Genomic DNA, 22971 nt, shown 5'->3' with positions numbered 1-22971 from the left:
GCTTGGAGAAATATGAGCTTTGCAATATTGTTTAGGTACAAATCATAACAAGTCCGATGTTGGATGTCTGATGACCGGTGTCTTTCGGAAATCCGACATCCGACACCGGACATCAGAGTGCGTCATACATGAAACTGCTCCCGAATATTCTCTGTCACCACTTTACCATCAAATAGATTGATCACTCGATGTGCGTAGTTGGCGTCATGAGGGGAGTGAGTCACCATAACGATCGTAGTGCCCTCGTTATTTAATTCCTCCAAAAGTCGCATCACTTCTTCCCCATTTTTGGAATCCAAGTTACCGGTAGGTTCATCGGCGAGGATTACAGATGGCTTGGCTACAATCGCACGAGCAATCGCCACACGTTGCTGCTGACCGCCGGAAAGCTGTTGCGGAAAGTGATTCCGCCGATGCATAATGTTCATTCGGGTCAAAACCTCTTCTACTCGCTTTTTGCGCTCATCGGTTGGGGTTTTCAAGTAAAGGAGAGGTAGCTCCACATTTTCAAACACAGTCAATTCATCGATCAAGTTGAAGCTTTGAAACACAAAGCCAATGTTGCCTTTTCGCATTCCTGAACGCTGGCGCTCCGAGTAATTGGCTACTTCATTGCCCAGAAAAAAGTATTGTCCGCTATCCGGATTATCCAGCAGGCCAATGATATTGAGCAAAGTCGATTTTCCGCAGCCTGATGGCCCCATAATCGCGACAAACTCGCCCTTTTTGATTTCAATTTGGATACCATCCAAGGCGGTAGTTTCTACTTCCTCCGTGGTATAGAGCTTCCGGAGATTGACGGTTTTGATGACGTTTTCCATAGTGATGAGATTGAAGACGGGAGACCGAAGACCGAAGAATCCGGATCCCATCGATTAATAGAAGATTTAAGTTTGAAGACGGGAGACGGAAGACCGAAGAATCCGGATCCCATCGATTAATAGAAGATTTAAGTTTGAAGACGGGAGACGGAAGACCGAAGTCTCTTGACCCATCGGTTGTTTATTTTTTAGTGGATAAGGTTTTTTATTATTAAAGATTAAAGAGCTTGAGTTTATAGATGTATAAATTATTCGATAGGTTGCATTAGCTGAATTAAAAATGGTAGGTTATTCCCTAATTAATTTTGTTTTTAAAGCCTATAGTCATATTCATCAAATCTTGAAAGTCCTTATACAATTTTTCAAACTCTTCATCCGATAAATAAGCTCTTCTCTTGGCCTTATGAAGGCATGTCACTACCTCAGCAATTGATCTAATAGCATAGCCCAAAAACCTATGCTGCTCTGGATTGGATTGGATTATTGAACCCTCGGCAATATTTAAGGCAATAGAATCTACAGCTCTATTGATTTGGCTTGTGAGGTTATATTGCTCCTCTTTTGGAAACCTTTTGGATAATTTTTGGATATCTTCAGCCAGATCCATAGCCTTTTGCCAAATCAAAAGTTTTTCAAATTTAAAGCTCATCTATTTATTGATTTGATTATCAGACCTTAATATAAAGTTATTCACCAAAATCAAGGATAGAAAACAATCAATCTTCTACCTATTCCAGAAACTCTGAACCAATCTCCGGTCTCCCGTCTTTGATCATCTGTCTCCGGTCTTCCGTCTTCCATCTTACCTCAAATTCAACACCTCATTATCCCCAAAATTCTCATAGCCGCTGATGATGACTTTTTCTCCTTCTACCAAGCCTTCCAAGACTTCATAGAATTCAGGGTTTTTCCTTCCTAAACGGATATTTCTCTTCTCAGCATTTCCAGCTGCATTGAGTACATAAACCCAGTTGCCGCCAGTATCTTTGAAGAACCCACCCGTAGGTAGCAATAAGCTTTGTTCACTTTGACCTAATTCCAAGCGGATCCTTACACTCTGTCCTCTTCTTATTCCCTCTGGACGCTCGCCGGTAAATTCCATGTCTACTTCAAAGCGACCATTGGTAATTGTTGGATAGATTTTGGTGATTTCAAGCTCGTATTCCTGGCCGCTAAGCGAAAACTTACCGCGAAGTCCAGCGCTGATTCGTGGTAAATACAATTCATCCACAGGCACTCGGACTTTGAATTCATCCAAAATATCGATTTGTCCATAGCGCTGACCAGGATTGATTGCTTGACCGATTTCTAGTTGTTGTGGAGTAGCCAACTGACCGGCAATGGGTGCAGTAATGATTAGATTATCCAAAATATTTCCCACACCAGTAAGGGAGGCTTGCATTCTGTTTTCGGATAGTCGAAGTTGATTGAGCTGAATAGATCGGGCAATGGAGTCATTGCGATACGAAGCATAGGTCAACTTTCTGCGCTTGACATTGTATTCATATTGCTCTTTCACCTCCTCAAATTCACGATCTGACACCAATTTTTTATCGTGCAATTCTTTAAACCGCTTGTATTGAGGTTCCAAAAGACTGATTTGATAATCGATTTCAGCGAGTTGACCTTGTTGATTCAGATCGTTTTGGTCCAAAAGCAAACGGGTTTGACGAAGGTTATTGATCTGCTCATAAAGCATGGTCTCTCGCTGCATCACATCCAGTTGAAGATTGGAATTATTGAGTACCAAAATCGTATCACCCCGCTTGACCAAAGCTCCCGACTCCCGAACCACCTGATGGATGACACCGCCTTCGATGGCATCGAGGTAAACCGTACGAGCAGGCTCAATTTGCCCAGATACTAGAATGTAATCGGTAAACTCTCCAGTCTTCACAGTGCCAATACTCAAACGATCTTTTTCCACATTCATCGTAGATCGATGATCTGCAAATCCCAGTTGGTAAATAATTCCCCCAACCAAAACCAATCCGCCTACTAGGGCAGCGATTCTTCGAGGAGTCCATGTTTTCTTTTCAATCTTTCGGTCCATGTGTTGATTGCCATTTTATCGGCATGTTCCAATGTGCCAAAGGCTGTGCCATCAAAAAAATGGTCTGAACTGGCTAAAAAGGAAGGTTTGGGCATGGATCTGGAAATCCTTCTCGAACATTTTCGTCCGCCAGCGAACAAAACTGCCTCAATCCCGATTTTTTATTTCTATCTTAAGTTCACTTACGAAAGGATCAAAATCGACCAATTTTGGCCGTAAACGAGCATTTATTAAAAATTTCACTGGGATTCTATTTTCGGCAAACTTTTGGAATCCCTCCTAACAGGCGCTTTTACCTGTCCAATTAAATTTTATAACCTATGAATGAGCAACGATTCGGCAAAATTCTCATCGTCGACGACAATGAAGACCTTCTCAAAGCTGCGAAGATTTTTCTCAAAAGGCATTTTGCTCAGGTAGATACGGAGACCAACCCCGACCTTTTGCCGATTTTAACGCACAATGAAAACTATGATGTGATCCTATTGGACATGAACTTCACCAAGGATGTGAGTTCTGGACAGGAGGGTTTTTATTGGTTGGATCGAATTCTCGAACTCGATCCTTCAGCTGTAGTGGTATTGATTACTGCCTACGGAGATGTCAACCTCGCAGTAAAAGCTATCAAAGAAGGTGCAACAGATTTTGTGCTAAAACCTTGGGAAAACGAACGCCTACTCGCCACTCTCAATTCTGCACTTCAACTTCGCCAATCCAAGTTGGAAGTCAATCTCCTCAAAGACCAAAAGCAAACCTTGCAGGAAGATATCGACAACAAATTCAAAGATATCATCGGCCAAAGTCCGGCCATGCAAAAGGTATTTGAAACTATCGAACGGGTGGCTTCTACGGATGCCAATGTGCTAATTTTAGGAGAAAACGGAACAGGAAAGGAACTTGTCGCCCGGGCCATTCACCGACATTCTCGACGAAATCGGGAAGCTTTCGTGGGGGTGGACTTGGGATCAATCACCACGACCTTGTTTGAATCCGAACTATTCGGCCATAAAAAAGGATCATTTACAGATGCCAAAGAAGATCGCGCCGGGCGATTTGAACAAGCTCATAAGGGGACGCTTTTTTTGGATGAAATCGGCAACCTACCGATGGCTCTTCAGTCCAAACTTTTAGCCGCTCTGCAAAATCGTCAAGTAACCCGTGTAGGTGCTAACAAACCAGTGGATGTCAATATCCGATTGATTTCTGCGACCAATATGCCGATCTATTCGATGGTTTATGAAAACACGTTTCGACAGGATTTACTTTATCGAATCAATACGATTGAAATCACCCTTCCACCACTTCGGGATCGAGTAGAGGATATTCCTTTGTTGGCAGATCATTTTATTTCCTACTATTCCAAAAAGTACAACAAGGACATCCGAAAAGCATCCGAACCACTCCTCAAACGAATGGCGAAATATCATTGGCCTGGAAATATCCGGGAGCTACAGCATAGTATCGAGCGTGCAGTAATTATGAGTAATCACAATGTGCTACAGCCTGAAGATCTCTTTCTCAATAAAATGGGACAAGCTGAGAAATCCGAGGAAAATGTCAGCCTTGAGCATTTGAATATCGAAGACGTCGAGCGGATCCTGATTCGAAAGGCACTTCAAAAACACAATGGACATATCACCCGTGCTGCGGAAGAATTGGGGCTCACCCGATCTTCCCTCTATCGAAGACTAGAAAAATATGGTCTATAAACGGTTTTCGGTTGGAATCACCCTCCGGGTACTTGGAATTGCAGTCTGTATTTTCTTGGGGATTTGGCTGTATTACACCCAAGGATTGCTGCTTGCTCCAGGTATTTTACTCTTGGCAGTCGGATTTTTGGCAGGTGAAATGATCTATTACGTCAACTCGATCAATCATAAGTTGGCGCGCTTTCTGGATTCCATCCGTTTTACTGACTTTTCTTCCTCCTTTACCTCCGATAGTAAAATGGGAGGTTCCTTTCGAGAAGTCAACCAAGCCTTCAATGAAGTGATGGAGGTATTTAAGCAAACTCGAGCTGAAAAAGAGGAGCAAATGCTTTTTCTCCAGGTCATCATTCAGCACATCAATACCGGCATAATTTCATTTAACGCCGAAGGAAAAATTGGTGTCATCAATAACGCCGCCAAGCAACTCCTTCAAATCCCTCAGTTTCGGGATATTTCGGATTTAGGAAAACTCTCAGTCCAGCTTCTTCAAGAAATCATGGAAATCAAGCCTGGGCAGCGCCTTTCCTTTAAAGTCAATCCAACCTTACACCTGATCATTCAATCTACAGCCCTGAAAATGGGCGGTACAAGCTGGACTTTGCTTTCCTTTCAAAATATCAATGCTGAATTGCAATCGAACGAACTAGAAGCATGGCAAAATCTCACCAAGGTTCTCCGCCATGAAATCATGAATTCAATCACTCCGATTTCGAGCTTGGTGGATTCACTTCGAACGATCTTGGATGAAGATAGCTTTGTCCAACCAGAGGGCATTTTGATTAAGAGAGATGGGTTTTTGGATATTCAGGAGGGATTGGACACCATCGCTAATCGGAGCAAAGGGCTGGTCACTTTTGTCAATGCGTATCGGGACTATACCAATATTCCACTTCCTAAAAAGTCCATGGTCTCGGTGGATGATTTGATTGAAAATGTCTGCCACCTGATGCGGGAAGAATTGCGATCCAAGGAAATTGAGGTGAAAAAACTGATTACCCCTGAAAATCTCGAAATCGCTTGTGATCCTGATCAGGTCAGCATGATCTTGATCAATTTGATCAAAAACGCCACAGAGTCCTTGCAAAATCAAGCCGACCGGAGAATCCAAATCCGAGCTATTGGCCAAGGTGACTTGGGAAGTCAAATTCAAGTGGAAGATAACGGACCCGGAATTGTACCCGAAGCGCTAGAGCGGATTTTTGTTCCATTCTACACGACTAAAAAGACGGGCTCAGGAATCGGGCTGGCCATTTCCAGACAGATCATGAACCTGCATCGAGGAAGCCTAACAGTCACTTCCGAAGCCGATAAGCGAACGATATTTAGTTTGAATTTTAGGTAGTCGAAGCATACACCTCTCCCAACACTCGGGTTAATTTTTCAATATCCTTGGGTTCGTTAAATACATTAATCGAAACTCGAAGGGCTGTCCCCCGAACGGAAACGTAAATCTGTTCTTTCTCCAACGCGGACTTTACTTGATCTACGACGATTCCTTTGGGAAGTGGCAAAGCAAACAGGTGATCAGAAGAAAATCCCCCCAAATCCAGACCTAAGCCCCACTTTTGCTGAAAATCCAGCAAACTAACTTTCAGGGTTCGGGCATAGGCTTGCATATTTTCCGGTTGCCAGGACAAAATCTGCTTTAAGGATTCCTCCAAAATAGGCAGGGTAAGAAAATGGCTGGTTTCACCCACATCAAATCTCCCTGCTCCTAAAATATACTCAGATTGGTAATCGGTAAGGCTCGAAAAATTCCGAGAATTGGTTCGGTTCATCCAGGACTCCTCTAAGGGTTTACCTTGCTGAAGCCTTTTTCCAAAATATCCTAATGCCAGTGAATATGGCCCAAGCATCCATTTGTAGGTAGCGCAGATCAGGGCATCAATTTGAAATTCTTCCACATCCATTGGCATCATCCCGACAGATTGGGTTCCATCCACAATAAACAAAGCCCCTACCTCCCGGCATTTTTTCCCAATTTCCTTCAAATCGAACTTCGTCCCATTCATCCAGTGAACACTTGACAATAAGACTACTCCCGTTTCTTGATCAATCGAATCCAAAATCCGCTGATTCCAAACAGGTCCTAAGGAAGTTTCACCTTCTTCTGGAGACACCACGATCAATTGCCCATGATTTTCTTCTGACCATCGCTTGGCAGAAAAATAACCACTTGGAAACTCATCGCTCACGGTGATAGCCTTTTTTCCCTGATTCTCCGTCCAATTGGAAAGGGCTACTGCAAACCCATAAGAAGTACTCGGAATGATTGCAATATCTTCAGAGGTGGCATGAATAAGATTGGCAAATAGATTTTTCACCCGATCGACTCTTGTAAAAAAATCCACCGGACTCATCTGAAAGGGATTTTTCATCCGTTCCAAATCTTCTTGAATCGAACTCGCGGCCTTGGTCAATATCGGTCCACGATAAGCATTATTGAGATAGGTAACCTTTGAATCTAACGCGAAAAGGTGTTTTTGACAGTCCATAAAGTGGAGCGAGAGGGTTTTGAAGAAGATTATTCTTTAACCAGAAATCCAGAAAACTGGCTCATTAACAAAGAGATAAAGTCGATTTAATCGAAATTTTACTCGATTTATTCTCGAAAGGTGGCTAAATTAAATGGTATTTATTTTTCTACATAAACCCAATACCATGAACTTACAAACTAAAGAGACCCAAGAAGCTGCCTACCAATTGGCAGGATTGATCTATGGAATTTCACTTGATGGCATCGTCACCAAAAATGAATATGATGCCCTTAAAAACTGGTGCAGCGTCCATGAGGGCTTGTGCGAAAATGAGACTTTTCAGCAGCTTTATTCACGTGTCCACCCCATCATCGAAGACGGGAAAGTAAATCATGAGGAGCTAGAAGAAATGAAACTTATTCTGAGGGAATTTGTAGCAGACATAGGATCAGAGAAGCTTGATCGTCCCAACCTGTTCTTCCTTCATGGAATTTTTGAAGGTATTCTAGCTAGTGGGGACATCAACACCTACGAAGTTTATCGACTTAATCAATGGCTAGAAAAGAATGAGCATTTGCGAGATCATTACTCATTTCAGGAGCTTTTTGAGTTGGTGCATCGGGTCTTGGAAGACCAAAAAGTAGACGATGAAGAGGCTAAACTTCTCAAATCATTTTTTGCAGATCAGTTGGCCTAGCTTGAAATAAAAAAGGGTTTCAGAGATTCTGAAACCCTTTTTTAATGTTTTTCTATCGCTCAAAGCGAATCGTATTTAGGTTGAAGGTATTCCAAATCGACACATCACCTTCTGGGACAAAAACCAGATACACGTCTTGAATTTCAGGAGAAGCCTTGATAGTAACAGGAATGGAAAAATACGGGCCTGAATTTCCAGACGGGCGATCTTTAGAACTTAATACTGTCGTTTCTCCCAATAAATTTCCCGTTGGGCTTCCGGATCGAATTTCGATTTTCCCTTTTGTTCCACCTGGATTGAGCTCCAAGACTACCTTCTGGATACTTGCCAAATCCAACTCATCAAATCTAATCCAAGCCCCAGAAGCAGTGAATTTGACAAATTGAAATTGTGGACCGTTGGCCTTGGCCACATCTTGAAGCAGATTTGCTGAAGCAGCTCGAACGGTGGAATTTCGAATCATTAGGACATCTTGGGATTTGATAGAAGCTTGTCCATTGGCTCCCCTATCTTCATACCCCGCCTGAACCAAGTAATATCCATCAGCCAAATCTGTACGGGTCAAGGCATATTTTCCAGAAAGAGGCAGAGTTCTGGAATTCAAGTTTGGATTAGAAATCCCCAAAATAAAATCCACCATCGCTTCTACCTGTGCAACGGGCAGATGAGTATGCCCTGGCATAACTCGCTCTCCCCAAACTCCCCCTCCACCATTGGTGATTTTTTGGATCAAGTAGGATTTAGCATCGGCTTGATTCAGATACTTCTTGGAAACAGAAGTATAATCTGGTCCAATAGATTCGTTGGCAATTGCATGACAGGCTTTACATCCTGCCTGGGTAATGTAATTTTCTCCCAAACTAACCGGTTCATCGGCTTGATGACCAGTCTGAATCAAGTCAAATCCTCCCTCAAGGAAATCAATCGAAAAATTGATACGAGAGGAATCTATCGTCCCATCTTCTCGATCATTGACTGAAACAATGTATTCGATAGCTTCAGGACCAAAGTAAAACGATCGATTTCCTTTCCATTGAATCTTCACGCTAGGGGCCTCATTTCCGACTTTGATCTCCAAGTTGGCAGTTGCAGCAGCACCTTGGCTATCCTTGACCGTAAGCGTGACCGGATATACCCCAGGATCCTTAAATGTAAATTCCGGATTGGCCTCAGTAGATTTAGCTCCTATTCCAAAATCCCATTCATAACTCAGCTGATCTCCTTCATCCAAATCTTGCGTTCCGCTGGATGAAAATGAAACAGTCAATGGAGCCGCTCCCATGAGTTGATCTGCAGAAGCTTTGACCTGTGGCTTTCGATTTCCAGCCGCAAATTCAATCCGATAAATTCCCGAATCATCATTTTGAGCACTCCAAAACGTCCCGTACTCAAGAATGTAAAGGGAGCCATCTTTGGCAAACTGCATGTCTACCGGTTTGTCAAAAATGGTCGAAGGCATAAAGCGCTCCATGGTATCATATTCAAAATTTTCAGTCAGCTTGACGGTGAAAATCCAATTTCGCATCCAATCATAGAAGAAGACCTTCCCATCGTAATAGCCCGGGAACCGAACCTCTGATGCTTCATAATCTGAACGATAATAGACTGGTCCTGCCATCGCATTACGACCACCTGTGCCTAGCATGGGGAATTCGACTGATTCATCATAGGGATACCAAATCAAGGCTGGAGTAGCAGGAGGAAGAATACCTAAACCCGTGGAATTGGGAGATGTGTTTTTGGGTGCAACAGGATCAAATTCATACAAACTTTCTTCGGTTGCAAAATCATACTTCCAATAGGGCTTGTTATTCCCCACAAAGTAGGGCCAACCGAAAAATCCTGGCTTGGTAGCCAAGTTAAATTCATCGTGACCTTTGGGTCCACGCTTAAGGCTATCTACCGAGGCATCTGGGCCTACTTCTCCCCAAAATAGATTTCCATTTCGTTGATCTACAGCAATCCGAAAGGGATTTCGGTTGCCTTTGACATAGATTTCAGGCCGAGCATTGGGAGTGCCGATGGGAAATAAATTTCCCTCCGGAATGGTGTAGGCACCATCTGGCTGTGGGGTAATTCGAATGATCGAACCTCGAAGGTCATTCGTATTTCCGGAAGTTTTTTGAGCATCAACATTTCCCGGTCTTCCTGGCCGCTCGTCAATCGGATTATAATTCGCTGATTCAAAAGGAGTGGTATCATCTCCCAAACTCAAAAACAGATTTCCCTGAGCATCAAACTCCAAGGATCCACCGGAATGGCAACATCCGCGAAAAACGGGAACCTCGAGCATAATTTTCTCAGAGGTTTTGTCCAGCAATCCTTCCGCCAAGGTAAATCGAGAAAGACGATTGATCGAATCTGGACCTGCTGGTGAATAGTACAAGTAAATCCATTGGTTTTCATTGAACTTTGGATCCTTAGCTAATCCGAGGAGGCCGTCTTCATTTTGGGCATAGACGTCCAAAAAACCAACTTCGTCTACCTGTCCAGTTTCGGCGATATATTTTCGGATTTTCCCTCCTCGTTCAATAAAAAGTACGTCGAAATTATCCAGAACCTCTAGCTCCATCGGCTCATTGAGCTTTTCGACCAGCGTGATTTTGGTAAATCGACTTTCTTCAGGAGCTAGTGTTGCAAAAGGATCAATATCCTTGCTACTGCAATTCCACAAGAAAATAGGAAGAAGGAAAACGGCAATCCAAGTAAAATTCTTCATCTAACATTCGGCTATTTTGGAAGCCTGAAGTTAGATTTTTACGCCACTTAAAAAAGCTAATTTACTTGGGAAAAAAGTGTATTACTTTTTGTTAGGAATTTTGAATGACAATCCCAAAATCAACTGTTGACTTTTGTAGTCTTTTTTTCCCAAGACATTATCCAAGGTAAATTTCCGTTCATTTAATTCCCGTTCAAATCGAAGATCTAAACCAACCGGACCCAAATTCACTCCCAATCCCAATTGAAATCCAAGTCCCCAAGGATCAGACGGATCAAAGTTGTCAGGATTTGAAAATTTTTCTGAAAGAATATATCGAAAGGATGGGCCAAAAGAAAAGCCGATTATTTGAAAAAACCGCATTTTAACCAGGACAGGAAGATCTACTTTTTGAGTAGTCACCTGACCCAAACTTGTTTCAAATTGGGTTTCAGTAAATACCACCTCCGGTCTAAGAGCGATGTCATAGCTATTTAACTGATAAAAAATCCCAAGGTGATACCCCATATTCGATTGAGGCTTAGCCAAAATATCACCAGCATCTTTGAAATATTTCCCACTGGTGGTGTAATTGAGTCCTCCTTTAAATCCAAATCCGCTTCCTTGTTGCGCATAAACCGAAACGGAAAAACTAACTAGGATTAAGCAACCCCAAATTAACTTTTGAAGAAATGAGGACATAGGAAGAGTTTAAACTTTGGGTGAAAGTGAATCCTTAAATTGCCGTTAATCCAAAAACACTGGAAAATCGTAATTGGGTAAGTCAGATTTAAGAGGAATTAAGAAAACTTCTCAAACACAGAGTCTGTTTGCCTTGTTAAATAAAGCAGTCAAAAATTTGACCAAATGATCTTAGAATCACAAAAATCATCACATGTTCAATCGTATATCTTATAGTTTTCCCATGTTTGGATTAATACTAGGACTCTTCATGGCCTGCGGAAATGCACCCAAAGAGTCTAATCTAGTCGAATCAACCGAAAGCATGCCAACTCCTACCGTGGAGACCTTCTCCGCAAAAACGGAATTAGCCACTTTTGCAGGAGGGTGTTTTTGGTGCGTTGAAGCTCCGTTTGAAGGTTTGGATGGTGTACTGGAGGTAGTCTCCGGTTATTCAGGAGGAAAGGAAAAGAATCCGACCTATTCAGACGTCTCTTCGGGTCGGACAGGACATCGGGAATCAGTACAAATCACCTTTGACCCTGAGGTCATCAGCTATTCGGAATTGGTGGATATTTTCTGGCAAACTTTTGATCCGACTGATGTGGGAGGCTCCTTTTTTGATCGCGGATCTCAGTATGAATCGGCCATTTTCTACCATAATGACCTACAGCGAAAAGTAGCGGAAGAAAGCAAAGCGAGATTGGATAAGTCAGGAAAGTTCCAAAAACCAATTGCGACTCCGATTATTAAATACAGCAATTTTTACCCTGCTGAGGAGTACCATCAAGACTATTACAAAAAGAAGCCTTCGGAGTACATGTCCTACAAAATCGGTAGTGGTCGTCAGGAATGCATCAAGACCAACTGGCCAGACATCAATGAGGGCACCTATCCTGCAAAATCCAAAACCGAATTAAAGCAGACTTTAACCCCATTGCAGTACGAAGTAACCATGGAAGACGCGACAGAATATGCCTTCCAAAACGAATACAATGGAAATAAAAAGGCTGGATTATATGTTTGCATCGTGTCTGGAGCGCCTCTTTTTAGCTCTAAAGACAAATACGAATCTGGCTCAGGATGGCCTAGTTTTACGAAACCTATTGACGCAAGAGCGTTAGAAAAGCCGATTGATAGAAGTCTGGGAATGACCCGGGTAGAAGTTCGGTCCAAGTATGGCAAAAGCCATGTTGGGCATGTCTTTTACGATGGCCCTACTCCTACAGGTCTGCGCTATTGCATGAATTCCGCAGCTATGAAATTTATCCCCAAAGAAGAAATGGAAGCCAAAGGCTATGGGGATTACCTTTGGCTCGTAGATTAATTCAAATCAGTTTGAGGATTTTGGATAGCAATAGTTTTTTATCCACAGGCTTAGAAAGATAATCGCTAAAACCTTTGGCTAATAATTCTTCTTTATCACCGATCATCGCGTAGGCAGTCTGCGCAATGATCGGTGTTTCTTTGTTTAATTTAAGGATGGCCTGAGTGGCATTGATCCCATTCATTTTGGGCATTGCAACATCCATCAAAATCAAATCAATATTCGAAGTTTGTGAAAAGAGTTTGACAGCTTGCTCTCCATCTTCCGCAGTTAAAACTTCCACTTCGAATTCCTTTAAAATCTCAGACAAATACACTCGACTGATTGGATCATCCTCAGCGATTAGAATTCTTTTTCCTTTTAACCGAGAAAGTTCCGTTCCTTTTTCCACAAACTGATCTAAATTTTCAGAAACCACGGAATCAGAAGACTGATGAAGTGGCAAATGGAACCTAAAGATGGTCCCTACACCCAATTCGGAGTCTACAAAAATTTCTCCACCAAGCATCTGAATGATTCCCCTGCTGATCGAAAGTCCCAAACCAGTACCCTCATACCCGGCAATATTTTCATTTAACCTGCTGAAACGTTCAAAAATGATATCTAGATTTTCAGGAGCAATACCCATCCCAGTATCTTTGACATAGAAGAAAATCTTGCTTTTGGAGGCATAAAAGCCAAATTCAATATGTCCTTGATGGGTAAATTTCAGTGCATTCCCGATTAGATTGCTCAATACCTGTCTTAGTCTTCCAGCATCAGTTTGAATCACCAAATGATCATACTCTTTGGGAACATTCATTACAATATCCAAATGATCTTTCTTGCGTTTTTCCTTGGTAGTATTGAAGGACTCTTGCAACTCAAATAGGAGACTTTTCACATGGCAGTCCGAATACACCATTTTCAGTTCACCGGATTCAATCTTGGACACATCGATAATATCATCGATCAAATTCAATAACTGTTTGGCACTACTTTCAATAAAATCGATGTACATGTGGTGCTTTTTCTCGTCGAGATTTGGGGTTCGGAGAAGTCCAGCAAAGCCTACCAGGGAATTCATCGGAGTACGGATCTCATGGCTCATATTTGCCAAGAACTGATTTTTATAGATAAACGAGACCTCGGCCCTTTGTATGGCTTCCTTCAGTTGAAGTTCTGCTTCCTTGTTTTTAGTGATGTTAGTGACTACTCCAGAAATAACAAATTCCTCCCCATCCCGATAGGTAATCCTTCCAACTCCTTTAAACCATAAACAACTTCCATCCTTGGCAATAATTCGATACTCGGCGTGATAGTGATCTTCTATTCCATCAATATGGGCCTGTAGGGCATCTCCAACGATTTGCCGATCTTCCGGATGAGTGATCTCGTTGAAAAAATCCAAGGAACTGAAATTCTTTGGGTCATGCCCTCCCATCAAAGCTGCGATATTTTCACTTGAGGTGATTTTTCGGGACGGATATTCCAATTCCCACCAGGCCATATTTCCTGCCTCCAAGGCGGTCAATAATTGAGTTTCAGTTTCCCTTAAGCGTAGCGTGGTGGATTTTAGTTTGCTGACATTGACAAAAGTCACAATGACACCTTCCACTTTCCGCTCGGCGGTAATAAACGGAGACACCTTTCTGAAATACCAATTTCCTTCATTGTCTCTAACCTCTTTTTCATGGGTAGTAAAATTCTCCAATGCATCCGAACATTCTTCCAACAAAGAGCGCTTCTCCATTTCGGAAAAATTGGTTGAAAAATCAGTCACAGGTCTACCGTAATCCGAGGATTGGATTTTGAAAATTTTGGATACTCCAGGGGTAAACTTGCGGATTCTAAAATCCACATCAAGAAATAACGTGGAGATATCTGAGCTTGTGATAAAGTTAGTCACATCATCATTTAACTTGATGAGCTCTTTGTTTTTTTCTTGGAGTTCGCTATTGACCGTATGGAGTTCTTCATTGACTGACTGGAGCTCCTCGTTTGAACTTTGCAATTCCTCGTTGGAGGACATCAGCTCCTCATTGGCACTTTGAAGTTCCTCGATATTGGCTTCCAATTCCTCCACCAAGGTTTGGATTTGAAAATTCTTTTGGTCTAACTCCGTCTCAAGGGTATCAATTTTTTCCAAGGAGGAATGGTCAAGCTGGGCCTGAGACACCAAAGAAATCCCTGAAGTTTTGGAGGGCTTGGTCTTGGTAAATTCCAATAAAAACAACTCCTCTCCTTTTAGAAGATCTTTAATCCTAGAAATGTTAATGGAAGATTTTAGCTCTTTTCCATCCAGATTGACCGAACGATTTTGAACCAATAAGGAGGAGCCAGTTTCTCCCAATTTTAAAACTGCGAGCCGAATTAACTCAAATGTTTCTTTACCCAATAAGGTATCCAATCGTGATGAAAACACCCCAGAGGTATAATTGAACCAATATTTCAAATTCCCATTGATAAATCGGATCGAGAAATCACGATCGATAAAAATGGAAACAGGACCAAATTTCTTAGTTAAATACCTGTAATAGGCTAATTCATTTAATTTATCAATATTACTCACCGGTTCTTTGGTATTTTTTATTGGTGTTTTATGTAGGTCCAAATGTTCAAAATAGCTAGTGGTATTCAGATTTTGAACCCCTTTTTTAAGTTCTGAAAATGACTTACCCTCAATTTTTTTTCGAAAGATTTTCAACTTAGAATCTACTGTATCAAATGCTCCAGAAAAATCACCGATCGATTCACTAGAACCTAAAAAGAGATAGCCATCTTTTTTCAAAGAATTTTCAAAATAAGAGATCACCTCTTTTTGAGCAGCGTTTTCAAAGTAGATCAACAAGTTTCGACAGGAAATCAAGTCTACATGGCTAAAGGGTGGATTGACGGTCACATCATGAACTGAAAAGACCACCCGATCACGGATAAACTTATCAATCTGAATCCGGTCGATTCGTTTGGTAAAATACTTTGTAAGCAATTTTTCAGGGATTTCATTTCCTTCATTGGCCAAATAGATCCCCTTACTTGCCACCTGAAGCGCTTCCTTGTCCAGATCTGTGGCAAAAATCTTAAAATCGATGTTAAGTTTAAGTTCCGCGATATGATCCGCTAATAACATGGCTATAGAATATACTTCCTGTCCAGAGGAACAGCCGACCACCCAGATTCGTAGGATATTATTTTCTGGCACTTGGACACACAAGTCAGGAATCACTTGGGATTTGATCAAATCAAACGCCTCCTTATCCCGAAAGAAACTGGTCACTCCTATCAGAAAATCCTGTTTTAAAAAGCTTTTTTCCTCCTCCTTGTCTCGGATATAATTGAAATAAGACTCAAAATCGGTCAGATTCAACAGTGTCAGACGCTTGGTGAGCCGTCTGAGCAGGGTATTGTACTTATATTTTTTAAAGTTGATTCCAGTGGCCGAATAGACCTCATCTAATATTTTGAAGAAGTAGCTTTGATTTTTTCGGTCTTTAAAAATTTCCTCTGCAATGGCAGGTTTTCTTCTTGCCAAAAGCACAAGTTTTTCTGCGATTATTTCTGGCTTTCCAACGAAGTCCACCAGATGTGTGGAAATCGCAGTATTGGGCATTCCGTCAAATTGGGCAGATAAAGGATCTTGAACAAACACCAATCCTCCCTCCTCTTTAATGGTCTTAATCCCTCTTGAACCATCCGACCCTGTTCCAGACAATACAATACCTACGGACTTTTCCTTGTACTCTTTTCCCAAACTATGGAATAGAATATCGATAGGAAAACTTAAGTGATCAGTATCAGGCTTGTCGATTAATTTGAATCGTCCTTTTTCAATAGTTAGATTCTTCCGTTGAGGATTAAGATAAATCTGATTAGGAAGAATCTCCATACCATCTTCTGCAGTCAAAATTTGCATGGCGGTAAACTTCCCAAGAAGCTCAGGCATTAAGCTCTTGAAATTTGGGGACAAATGCTGGACAATCACATAAGAGAATCCAAGATCTGCTGGAATTCGCTGAAATAATTGTTGGACTGCATCTAAACCGCCAGCGGAGGCTCCAACAGCAACGTAAACGGGTGAAGTGGGCATAAATATCTTTGTAAAATCCCCAAGGAATTCAAATTTCCAAATAAAATAGTATTTGAAATTTAATTTTACAGATTCAGATTTCAAAAAATTTTATTTCAAAATTTTATAAAAATTAAGTAAATCCTTGTAAAATATTGATAATTAAAACCTTCCATTAACGAAAGAATAAAAATTGAATCATTTCTAATTTTTATCGTAATCCCCTTTGACTAAGGTTTGATAAATTACATTAAACAAATGTGTAAAATGTATGTAGAAGACCCAGTATACTGATAAAATCATAAGAAAACATTATGATGTCTTTATTAAAAATCAACTAAATAACCATCTATAAAAAAATTATTATATTTAGTTATACTATTTTAGAGTTTTTTAAAAAATCATTTTTTTCAAAAAAGTAAAATATTTTCAGCCAAGCCCCTATCTTTAAGTAGCCTAATACTGTGATTAAATTGAGATCTTCTCAATCTACTTCATGGTTGAATCAAATTAAATTTCCCAGTTGCATACCTAGTCCTATTGTATGAATAAAGAAAATCCTGACCAGGAATCTCTTTTTAAGTTTCAGTACCTGTTTAATCACATGACTGATGGAGTTGTTTACCAAGACTCATCAGGCCAAATCACTGATGCCAATTCCGCAGCTCTGGAGATGCTAGGTCTTTCCATGGAACAGATTCAGGGAAGAACTTCCTTGGATCCAAGATGGCATGCGATTCACCCGGATGGAAGTGATTTTCCGGGAGAAACCCACCCTGCGATCATTGCGCTTCGTGAAGGGAAATCCGTTGAAAATGTCCAAATGGGGGTATTTAATCCTGCAACGAATTCCTACCGATGGATTTTAATTTCCGCTAACCCAATTTTTATTGAAGGGGAGGATAAACCCAACCAAGTATTTGCCTCCTTTAAAGATATCACCAAACAGATCCTTGCTGAGAAAAGACTTAAGCAAGAAACCAAACTTCACGAGATCTTGGTCCATGTTTCTACTGCTTTTATCAATTTGGCGGAAGAAGATGTCAACCATGTGATCCAGTCCAGCTTAGAAACTCTCGGAAAATTTGTGGAAGCTGATCGGATGTACATTTTCGATTACGATTGGGAAAATCGAACTACGTCCAACACCTTCGAATGGTGCGCAGAAGGAATCGAACCACAAATTGAATACCTCCAGAATTTCAGTATGGAAGGCATGGAGGATTGGGCCGCTGCTCATCAAAAAGGGGAGCAAACCTACATCGAAGACGTCTCAAAATTAGACCCTAAAGACGTATACCGTCAGGCCCTTGAGCCCCAAGGAATCCAAAGTCTCCTTACACTGCCCATCATGATTAAGGAGGAGTGCATCGGTTTTATTGGAGTGGATTCGGTCAAAAAAGTCCACCATTATTCGGAAGATGAGTTTAGTGTTTTGCGGATTTTTTCGGGAATTCTCTCAAATGTTAGGGGAAGACTAACCACCGAACGGAATGAGAAAGAACGAACCAAAGAACTAAGGGCAATCTATGAAGTAACCACCTTAAGTAATGACCATGCTATCTCCGAAAGTACGCTTCTTCAAAATTGTTGTGATACAATCAAGCGAGGATTTCTCAATCCTGAGAAAACGCAAGTAAAAATAAAATTTGAGGAGCAGGCATTTTATTCTTCAAACTTTGAGCAGCTCCCTAAATCAACATTCACTGAGATCGAAATCGATAGTAGAAACAAACTCAGGATTGATGTCTTTATTCCCGAAGGGAGTAAGTTTTTGAATGAAGAATATGACCTTCTGAAAAGCATTTCAACCACGCTCAAGCAAAGTCTGGAATCAAAGGAAGGTCTTCGAAAATTGAAATCCAATGAAAAGCGACTTCAGAGCTTATTTGATTCTCAGAAGAATTACATCATTCGAACAGATTTAGAAGGAAGGCATACCTTCTGGAACAAAAAATTTGCCGATGATTTTGGATACCTATATCCACATGGACTGGGAAAGGCAGAATCTCTTGCGTCCATTTGTGCACATGATCAAGCGAAAGCTACTGAATATGCAATAAAATGCATCGAGAACCCAGGTGTTGCCTTTACAGTTGAATTGGATAAGCCAACCAAGAATGGGGAAGTCATTCAAACCTTGTGGGATTTTGTATGTCTGACTGACTCACAGGGTATTCCTTTCGAAATCCAATGTGAAGGCATTGATATTTCTGATATGCGAAGGGCTGAAAAAACCCTCAAAGAAAGTGAGGAAAAGTATCGATTCTTATTTGAAGAATCTCCTGATGGATATTTAATTATTGAAGAGGGTAGATTTATCGAATGCAATAAAGCTGCATTAGACTTAATACGGTATTCCAAAAAAGAACTTCTCGGAAAATATCCCTATGAATTATCTCCGGAATTTCAGCCCAATGGAAGAAACTCCAAAGAATATTCACTCGAATTGCTTTATGAAGCTTTTAAAAAGGGATTGGTGCTATTTGAATGGGTGCATACTCGACAAACTGGGGAAGAGTTTTTAGCCGAAATAAAACTTTCCAAAGTAATGATGGATGGTAGGGAAGTGCTATTCACCACTTGGAAAGACATTACTGAACAACGAAATATCGAACGGGCCCTCGAAATAAGTGAGGAACGCTTTAGTCAGATTGCCGAACACAGTGGAGCTGTCACCTGGGAAGTGGATGAGACGGGATTGTACACCTACATGAGCCCGGTATGCAAAAAGATTTTTGGATATGATCCGCAGGAGATCATCAATAAAAAATATTTCTATGATCTTTTCCCAGAGCATTCTCGAGAACGGTATAAAACATTAGCCAATGAATACCTCACGAATAAAGAAAACCTACTGAATTTTGAAAACCCGATTCAAAAGAAAAATGGGGAGATTATTTGGGTTTCCACCTTTGCTACGCCTGTTTTGAATGATCAAGGGGAATTGGTGGGATATCGAGGTACAGACAATGACATTACATCTCGAAAGCATGCTGAAGAAGAACTGAAAAAATTCCGAATCATTTCAGACCAAGCCTCTTACGGCACCGTGATCACCATTCCTGATGGACGTATCATTACCTATTGCAACAAAGCCTTTGCAGACATGCACGGCTATCAAATAGATGAGTTAATTGGAAGACCCATTGATATCCTGCATACTCCAGAGCAATTTGAGTTTTACATTCAAACCATTTTTCCAAAATACCTTAAAAACAAGGAATATGCACTGGAAGAGTTTGGTCGTAAGCGCAAAGACGGAAGCACTTTCTTGGGCTTGGTGAATGTGAAACTATTCACAGATGAAGAGGGTAATCCACTGTTCAATGCTGCATCGGTAATTGATATTACCGAACGGAAACAGCAAGAAGAACTCATCCAAGAACAGAATAGACGACTCAGTGCAATCATTGATTCTATCCCGGATAACTTATATGTAATCGATCGAGAGGGCAATTACCTCGAACTATTAAATACTCCAAAGAGCGAGCCCAAAAATGTATTCTTGGACGCAGTCGGAAAAAACATTCGAGACTTGTTTAATGATCAAAACATTACCATTCACCTAGAAAAAATTAAGGAGGCATTTAACTCTGAAAAAGTAATCACCTACGAATACAAAGGAATCCAAAGTAATCCTGATCTATTTTATGAAGCCAGACTTGTCAGGCTATCCAATGATCGAATGCTACGACTGATTCGAGAAATCACCGATCGTAAACTTGCTGAACAGGAAATCCAGAAACTGAATCTCGCGATCAACCAAAGTCCTGCAGCGGTAATCATTACGGATAAAAAAGGTCATCTCCAATACATGAGTCCGGCATTTCTCAAAATGACCGGCTTTGAGTATGAAGAGTTGATTGGTCAACCTATTGGAAAAATCAAATCCGGACAAACCGATCGAAGAGTCTATCAAGATCTTTGGGAGACGATCAATGCCGGAAAGACTTGGAGGTATGAATGGCAAAATCGTCGTAAAAATGGAGAGCTCTATTGGGAAGATATCGCCATCAATCCAATTCGAAATGAAGAGGGAGATATTATCAGCTTTATGGCGATCAAGCAAGATATCACTCAGCGTAAAAAATACGAAGAGGAAATCATCGAGCTTAATATCAACCTCGAAAACAGGATCCATGAGCGGACCTTCGAACTTGAACTTGCTAAAAAAGAAGCAGACGAAGCCAACAGCGCCAAGAGTGAATTTCTTTCTAGAATGAGTCATGAGTTGAGAACTCCGATGAATTCCATTTTAGGATTTGCTCAGCTTTTGGAGTATTCCGAGCTGACCGAGGCCCAGCTTCGCAATCTAGAGTTTATCATTAAAAGTGGAAATCACTTGCTTCATTTAATCAATGAGGTGCTAGACATTACACGAATTGAATCAGGCAAGGTAGATGTATCCCTCGAACCGGTAGATGTGATTGGCGCTATCTCAGAAATTTCTGAATCGTTTGAACCCATTGCCGAAAAAAATCACATTCAGTTGATTCTACCTTCGACAGGAGTTCGAAATATATTTGTGCAAGCTGATTTACAAAGGCTGAAGCAAGTCTTAGTCAACCTAATCAACAATGGAATCAAATACAACAAACCGTACGGGAAGGTAAAAGTATCTGTATCCACAGATACGGCTAAGGTTCAAACACCAGGACATGTTAGAATTGAGATAAAAGATACAGGAATCGGTATTGAGGCTAAAAATCTCAATAAACTGTTTATGCCTTTCGAGCGGGCAGGACATGAAAACTCCACCATCGAAGGAACTGGATTGGGACTTTCGGTCGTAGACAAACTCATCGAACTGATGAACGGGAAAATCGGAGTGGAAAGTACCCTTGGAATAGGAAGCACATTTTGGATTGAATTACCTCAAGCTGTTCATGCTGAATTCAATCAAGAAGTATTTTCTACCACTTTAGAAACGGACGAAAACAGTGCCGTATGGTCAGGAAAGGTGTTGATGGTAGAGGATAATCAAACCAATTTGGAATTGATCAGTGAGCTAGTGCAGACTATTGACCCTAATTTCGAGCTTATCCACACCAAATTTGGAGAAGAAGTGTTAAGTTTGGCTGAAGTTCATCGCCCAAATCTCATTTTATTGGACTTGCATTTACCAGACATGCACGGTTCAGAGGTTTTGAAACGATTAAAATCCGGTTCAGAAACCAATAAAATTCCAGTGGTTGTAGTGAGTGCTGATGCAAGCCCTAAAACTACCGAAACACTACTGAGCCTAGGGGCCGAGGAATATGTAACCAAGCCGATCAATGTAAGCCAAATGATTAAGTTAATCAGAAGATATACGAAAGGAGGATCAAATGATTGATCTAAGTATCGGGGCGAACATCAAATCATCCTCGATTTTTATTGTAGATGACAACCTGCAGAATATTATCCTATTAGAAAATTTGCTAAACCTAGCAGGGTATGAAAATATTTGGTCTACTACGCTACCTGAAGAACTTTTAGAAAAACTCAAGGAAAGCACCCCTGATTTACTGCTTCTTGACCTGATGATGCCAAAAATCTCAGGATTCGATGTATTACACGAATTAAAAAAGGAGCCTTACGCTAGTATTTATCTACCGGTGGTGGTAATTACGGCAGATAGCAATCCGGAATCCAGAGAGCGAGCCTTATCCTTAGGCGCTAGTGATTTCTTAACGAAGCCATTCGATATGAATGAGATCCGATTGCGGATCAAGAACATTCTAACGACCAAATACCTAATGGATCAACTCCAAAATTCAAATGCGAATCTGGAGGAACTGGTCAAAATTCGAACGCAAGAATTGGAAAAATCCAAAGAGGAAGCAGAACGAAATGAAAAAAAATTCAAGCTTCTGTTTGAATCCAACCTTGACCCTATTCGACTTTTCTACATCAATGAGGAAGGTCCTTCGAAATTCATTGAATTTAATCATGCCACCGAGGTAATTTCCGGCTATTCAAAGGAAGAATACATGGATTTGTCCATTTGGGAAACAGATTCCAACATGGATGAAGAATATTTTAAGGAAAAATTCGCAGAGCTTAAAAAGGAGGGATCATTAACCTTCGAAACCACCATGCTACGGAAGGATGGAAATGCAAGAACGGTGGAAATGAAAGCTATTCTTTTGGACTTGGATGGAAGGCCTGCAGTGATGGACATCTCCCGAGACATTACCGAACGGGTAAGACATGTCGAAACCTTAACCAAGCAAAATGAAATCCTAAAAGAAATTGCTTGGACCCAATCGCACGTAGTCAGAGCTCCATTGGCGAGAATGATGGGAATCATCATGCTCATGAAGGATTCTGATTTACCAAATTGTAGCCCTGAAACAGCAGAATTTCTTAACTTAATTTTGAAATCGGCCTTTGAATTAGATGAAGTAATTCGAGACATTTCAAAAAAATCCAACGATAGTCAAGCACTACTCAATCAATCGAACTGAATTTAAATCCA

The 22971-nt window shown here is 41.0% G+C and carries 13 protein-coding genes; 6 read left to right on the top strand and 7 right to left on the bottom strand.

All coding sequences use genetic code 11. The annotated features are described in order from the left end of the window. Positions 1 to 122: 122 nt before the first annotated feature. The 3 genes from AO498_RS08755 to AO498_RS08745 all read right to left on the bottom strand — a co-directional run bounded on the left by AO498_RS08755 (position 123) and on the right by AO498_RS08745 (position 2874). Entirely contained in the window at positions 123 to 821 is a 699-nt protein-coding gene (locus AO498_RS08755) for an ABC transporter ATP-binding protein (protein ID WP_067550369.1), read from the bottom strand. Positions 822 to 1116: 295 nt separating this feature from the next. Then, entirely contained in the window at positions 1117 to 1470 is a 354-nt protein-coding gene (locus tag AO498_RS08750) for a four helix bundle protein (RefSeq protein ID WP_067546158.1), read from the bottom strand. 153 nt (positions 1471 to 1623) lie between these two features. After that, positions 1624 to 2874, bottom strand: coding sequence for an efflux RND transporter periplasmic adaptor subunit (locus AO498_RS08745; RefSeq protein WP_067546156.1), 1251 nt, complete (start codon positions 2872 to 2874; stop codon positions 1624 to 1626). 320 nt (positions 2875 to 3194) lie between these two features. Between AO498_RS08745 and AO498_RS08735 the strand changes: the two genes are divergently transcribed. Beyond that, positions 3195 to 4583: a sigma-54-dependent transcriptional regulator gene (locus tag AO498_RS08735; RefSeq protein WP_067546150.1), complete on the top strand. Its 1389-nt coding sequence runs from the start codon at positions 3195 to 3197 to the stop codon at positions 4581 to 4583. Next, positions 4573 to 5925, top strand: coding sequence for a sensor histidine kinase (locus tag AO498_RS08730; RefSeq protein ID WP_067546147.1), 1353 nt, complete (start codon positions 4573 to 4575; stop codon positions 5923 to 5925). The genes AO498_RS08735 and AO498_RS08730 overlap by 11 nt, the downstream gene beginning before the upstream one ends. Here the strand turns inward: AO498_RS08730 and AO498_RS08725 are convergent. Beyond that, complete coding sequence (locus tag AO498_RS08725) at positions 5918 to 7078, bottom strand: aminotransferase class V-fold PLP-dependent enzyme (RefSeq protein WP_067546144.1); 1161 nt, start codon at positions 7076 to 7078, stop codon at positions 5918 to 5920. The two genes, AO498_RS08730 and AO498_RS08725, sit on opposite strands and share 8 nt — an antisense overlap. A 166-nt stretch (positions 7079 to 7244) precedes the next feature. Between AO498_RS08725 and AO498_RS08720 the strand changes: the two genes are divergently transcribed. Then, positions 7245 to 7757: a hypothetical protein gene (locus AO498_RS08720; protein WP_148660209.1), complete on the top strand. Its 513-nt coding sequence runs from the start codon at positions 7245 to 7247 to the stop codon at positions 7755 to 7757. Between the two features lie 52 nt (positions 7758 to 7809). Here the strand turns inward: AO498_RS08720 and AO498_RS08715 are convergent, their stop codons facing one another. Together AO498_RS08715 and AO498_RS08710 are read right to left on the bottom strand one after the other, a co-directional pair. After that, positions 7810 to 10476, bottom strand: coding sequence for a PQQ-dependent sugar dehydrogenase (locus AO498_RS08715; RefSeq protein ID WP_067546140.1), 2667 nt, complete (start codon positions 10474 to 10476; stop codon positions 7810 to 7812). 81 nt (positions 10477 to 10557) lie between these two features. Further along, positions 10558 to 11157 (bottom strand): outer membrane beta-barrel protein, encoded by a 600-nt coding sequence (locus AO498_RS08710; RefSeq protein ID WP_067546137.1) that lies wholly within the window; start codon positions 11155 to 11157, stop codon positions 10558 to 10560. Between the two features lie 193 nt (positions 11158 to 11350). Between AO498_RS08710 and msrA the strand changes: the two genes are divergently transcribed. Continuing rightward, positions 11351 to 12463, top strand: a complete 1113-nt coding sequence (msrA, locus tag AO498_RS08705) for a peptide-methionine (S)-S-oxide reductase MsrA (protein WP_335339780.1) — start codon at positions 11351 to 11353, stop codon at positions 12461 to 12463. Between the two features lies 1 nt (position 12464). Here the strand turns inward: msrA and AO498_RS08700 are convergent, their stop codons facing one another. After that, positions 12465 to 16529 (bottom strand): CheR family methyltransferase, encoded by a 4065-nt coding sequence (locus tag AO498_RS08700; RefSeq protein ID WP_148660208.1) that lies wholly within the window; start codon positions 16527 to 16529, stop codon positions 12465 to 12467. A 523-nt stretch (positions 16530 to 17052) separates the two neighbouring features. Here AO498_RS08700 and AO498_RS08695 point away from each other — a divergent pair. Continuing rightward, positions 17053 to 21846, top strand: a complete 4794-nt coding sequence (locus AO498_RS08695; protein ID WP_067546127.1) for a PAS domain S-box protein — start codon at positions 17053 to 17055, stop codon at positions 21844 to 21846. Continuing rightward, positions 21839 to 22960 (top strand): response regulator, encoded by a 1122-nt coding sequence (locus AO498_RS08690; protein ID WP_067546125.1) that lies wholly within the window; start codon positions 21839 to 21841, stop codon positions 22958 to 22960. Before AO498_RS08695 ends, AO498_RS08690 begins: the two co-directional genes overlap by 8 nt. Positions 22961 to 22971 lie beyond the last annotated feature (11 nt).

Source organism: Algoriphagus sanaruensis (assembly GCF_001593605.1).
In the GTDB taxonomy this organism is placed as follows: Bacteria; Bacteroidota; Bacteroidia; order Cytophagales; family Cyclobacteriaceae; genus Algoriphagus; species Algoriphagus sanaruensis.
The sequence above is the reverse complement of the archived record's forward strand: the minus strand, read 5'-3'. Positions and strand labels throughout refer to the sequence as shown.

What these genes read in the sequence shown, in the direction of transcription:
- AO498_RS08755 (WP_067550369.1), bottom strand. Translation starts at nt 821, where the DNA reads ATGGAAAACGTCATCAAAACCGTCAATCTCCGGAAGCTCTATACCACG.
- AO498_RS08750 (WP_067546158.1), bottom strand. Translation starts at nt 1,470, where the DNA reads ATGAGCTTTAAATTTGAAAAACTTTTGATTTGGCAAAAGGCTATGGAT.
- AO498_RS08745 (WP_067546156.1), bottom strand. Translation starts at nt 2,874, where the DNA reads ATGGACCGAAAGATTGAAAAGAAAACATGGACTCCTCGAAGAATCGCT.
- AO498_RS08735 (WP_067546150.1), top strand. Translation starts at nt 3,195, where the DNA reads ATGAATGAGCAACGATTCGGCAAAATTCTCATCGTCGACGACAATGAA.
- AO498_RS08730 (WP_067546147.1), top strand. Translation starts at nt 4,573, where the DNA reads ATGGTCTATAAACGGTTTTCGGTTGGAATCACCCTCCGGGTACTTGGA.
- AO498_RS08725 (WP_067546144.1), bottom strand. Translation starts at nt 7,078, where the DNA reads ATGGACTGTCAAAAACACCTTTTCGCGTTAGATTCAAAGGTTACCTAT.
- AO498_RS08720 (WP_148660209.1), top strand. Translation starts at nt 7,245, where the DNA reads ATGAACTTACAAACTAAAGAGACCCAAGAAGCTGCCTACCAATTGGCA.
- AO498_RS08715 (WP_067546140.1), bottom strand. Translation starts at nt 10,476, where the DNA reads ATGAAGAATTTTACTTGGATTGCCGTTTTCCTTCTTCCTATTTTCTTG.
- AO498_RS08710 (WP_067546137.1), bottom strand. Translation starts at nt 11,157, where the DNA reads ATGTCCTCATTTCTTCAAAAGTTAATTTGGGGTTGCTTAATCCTAGTT.
- msrA (WP_335339780.1), top strand. Translation starts at nt 11,351, where the DNA reads ATGTTCAATCGTATATCTTATAGTTTTCCCATGTTTGGATTAATACTA.
- AO498_RS08700 (WP_148660208.1), bottom strand. Translation starts at nt 16,529, where the DNA reads ATGCCCACTTCACCCGTTTACGTTGCTGTTGGAGCCTCCGCTGGCGGT.
- AO498_RS08695 (WP_067546127.1), top strand. Translation starts at nt 17,053, where the DNA reads ATGAATAAAGAAAATCCTGACCAGGAATCTCTTTTTAAGTTTCAGTAC.
- AO498_RS08690 (WP_067546125.1), top strand. Translation starts at nt 21,839, where the DNA reads ATGATTGATCTAAGTATCGGGGCGAACATCAAATCATCCTCGATTTTT.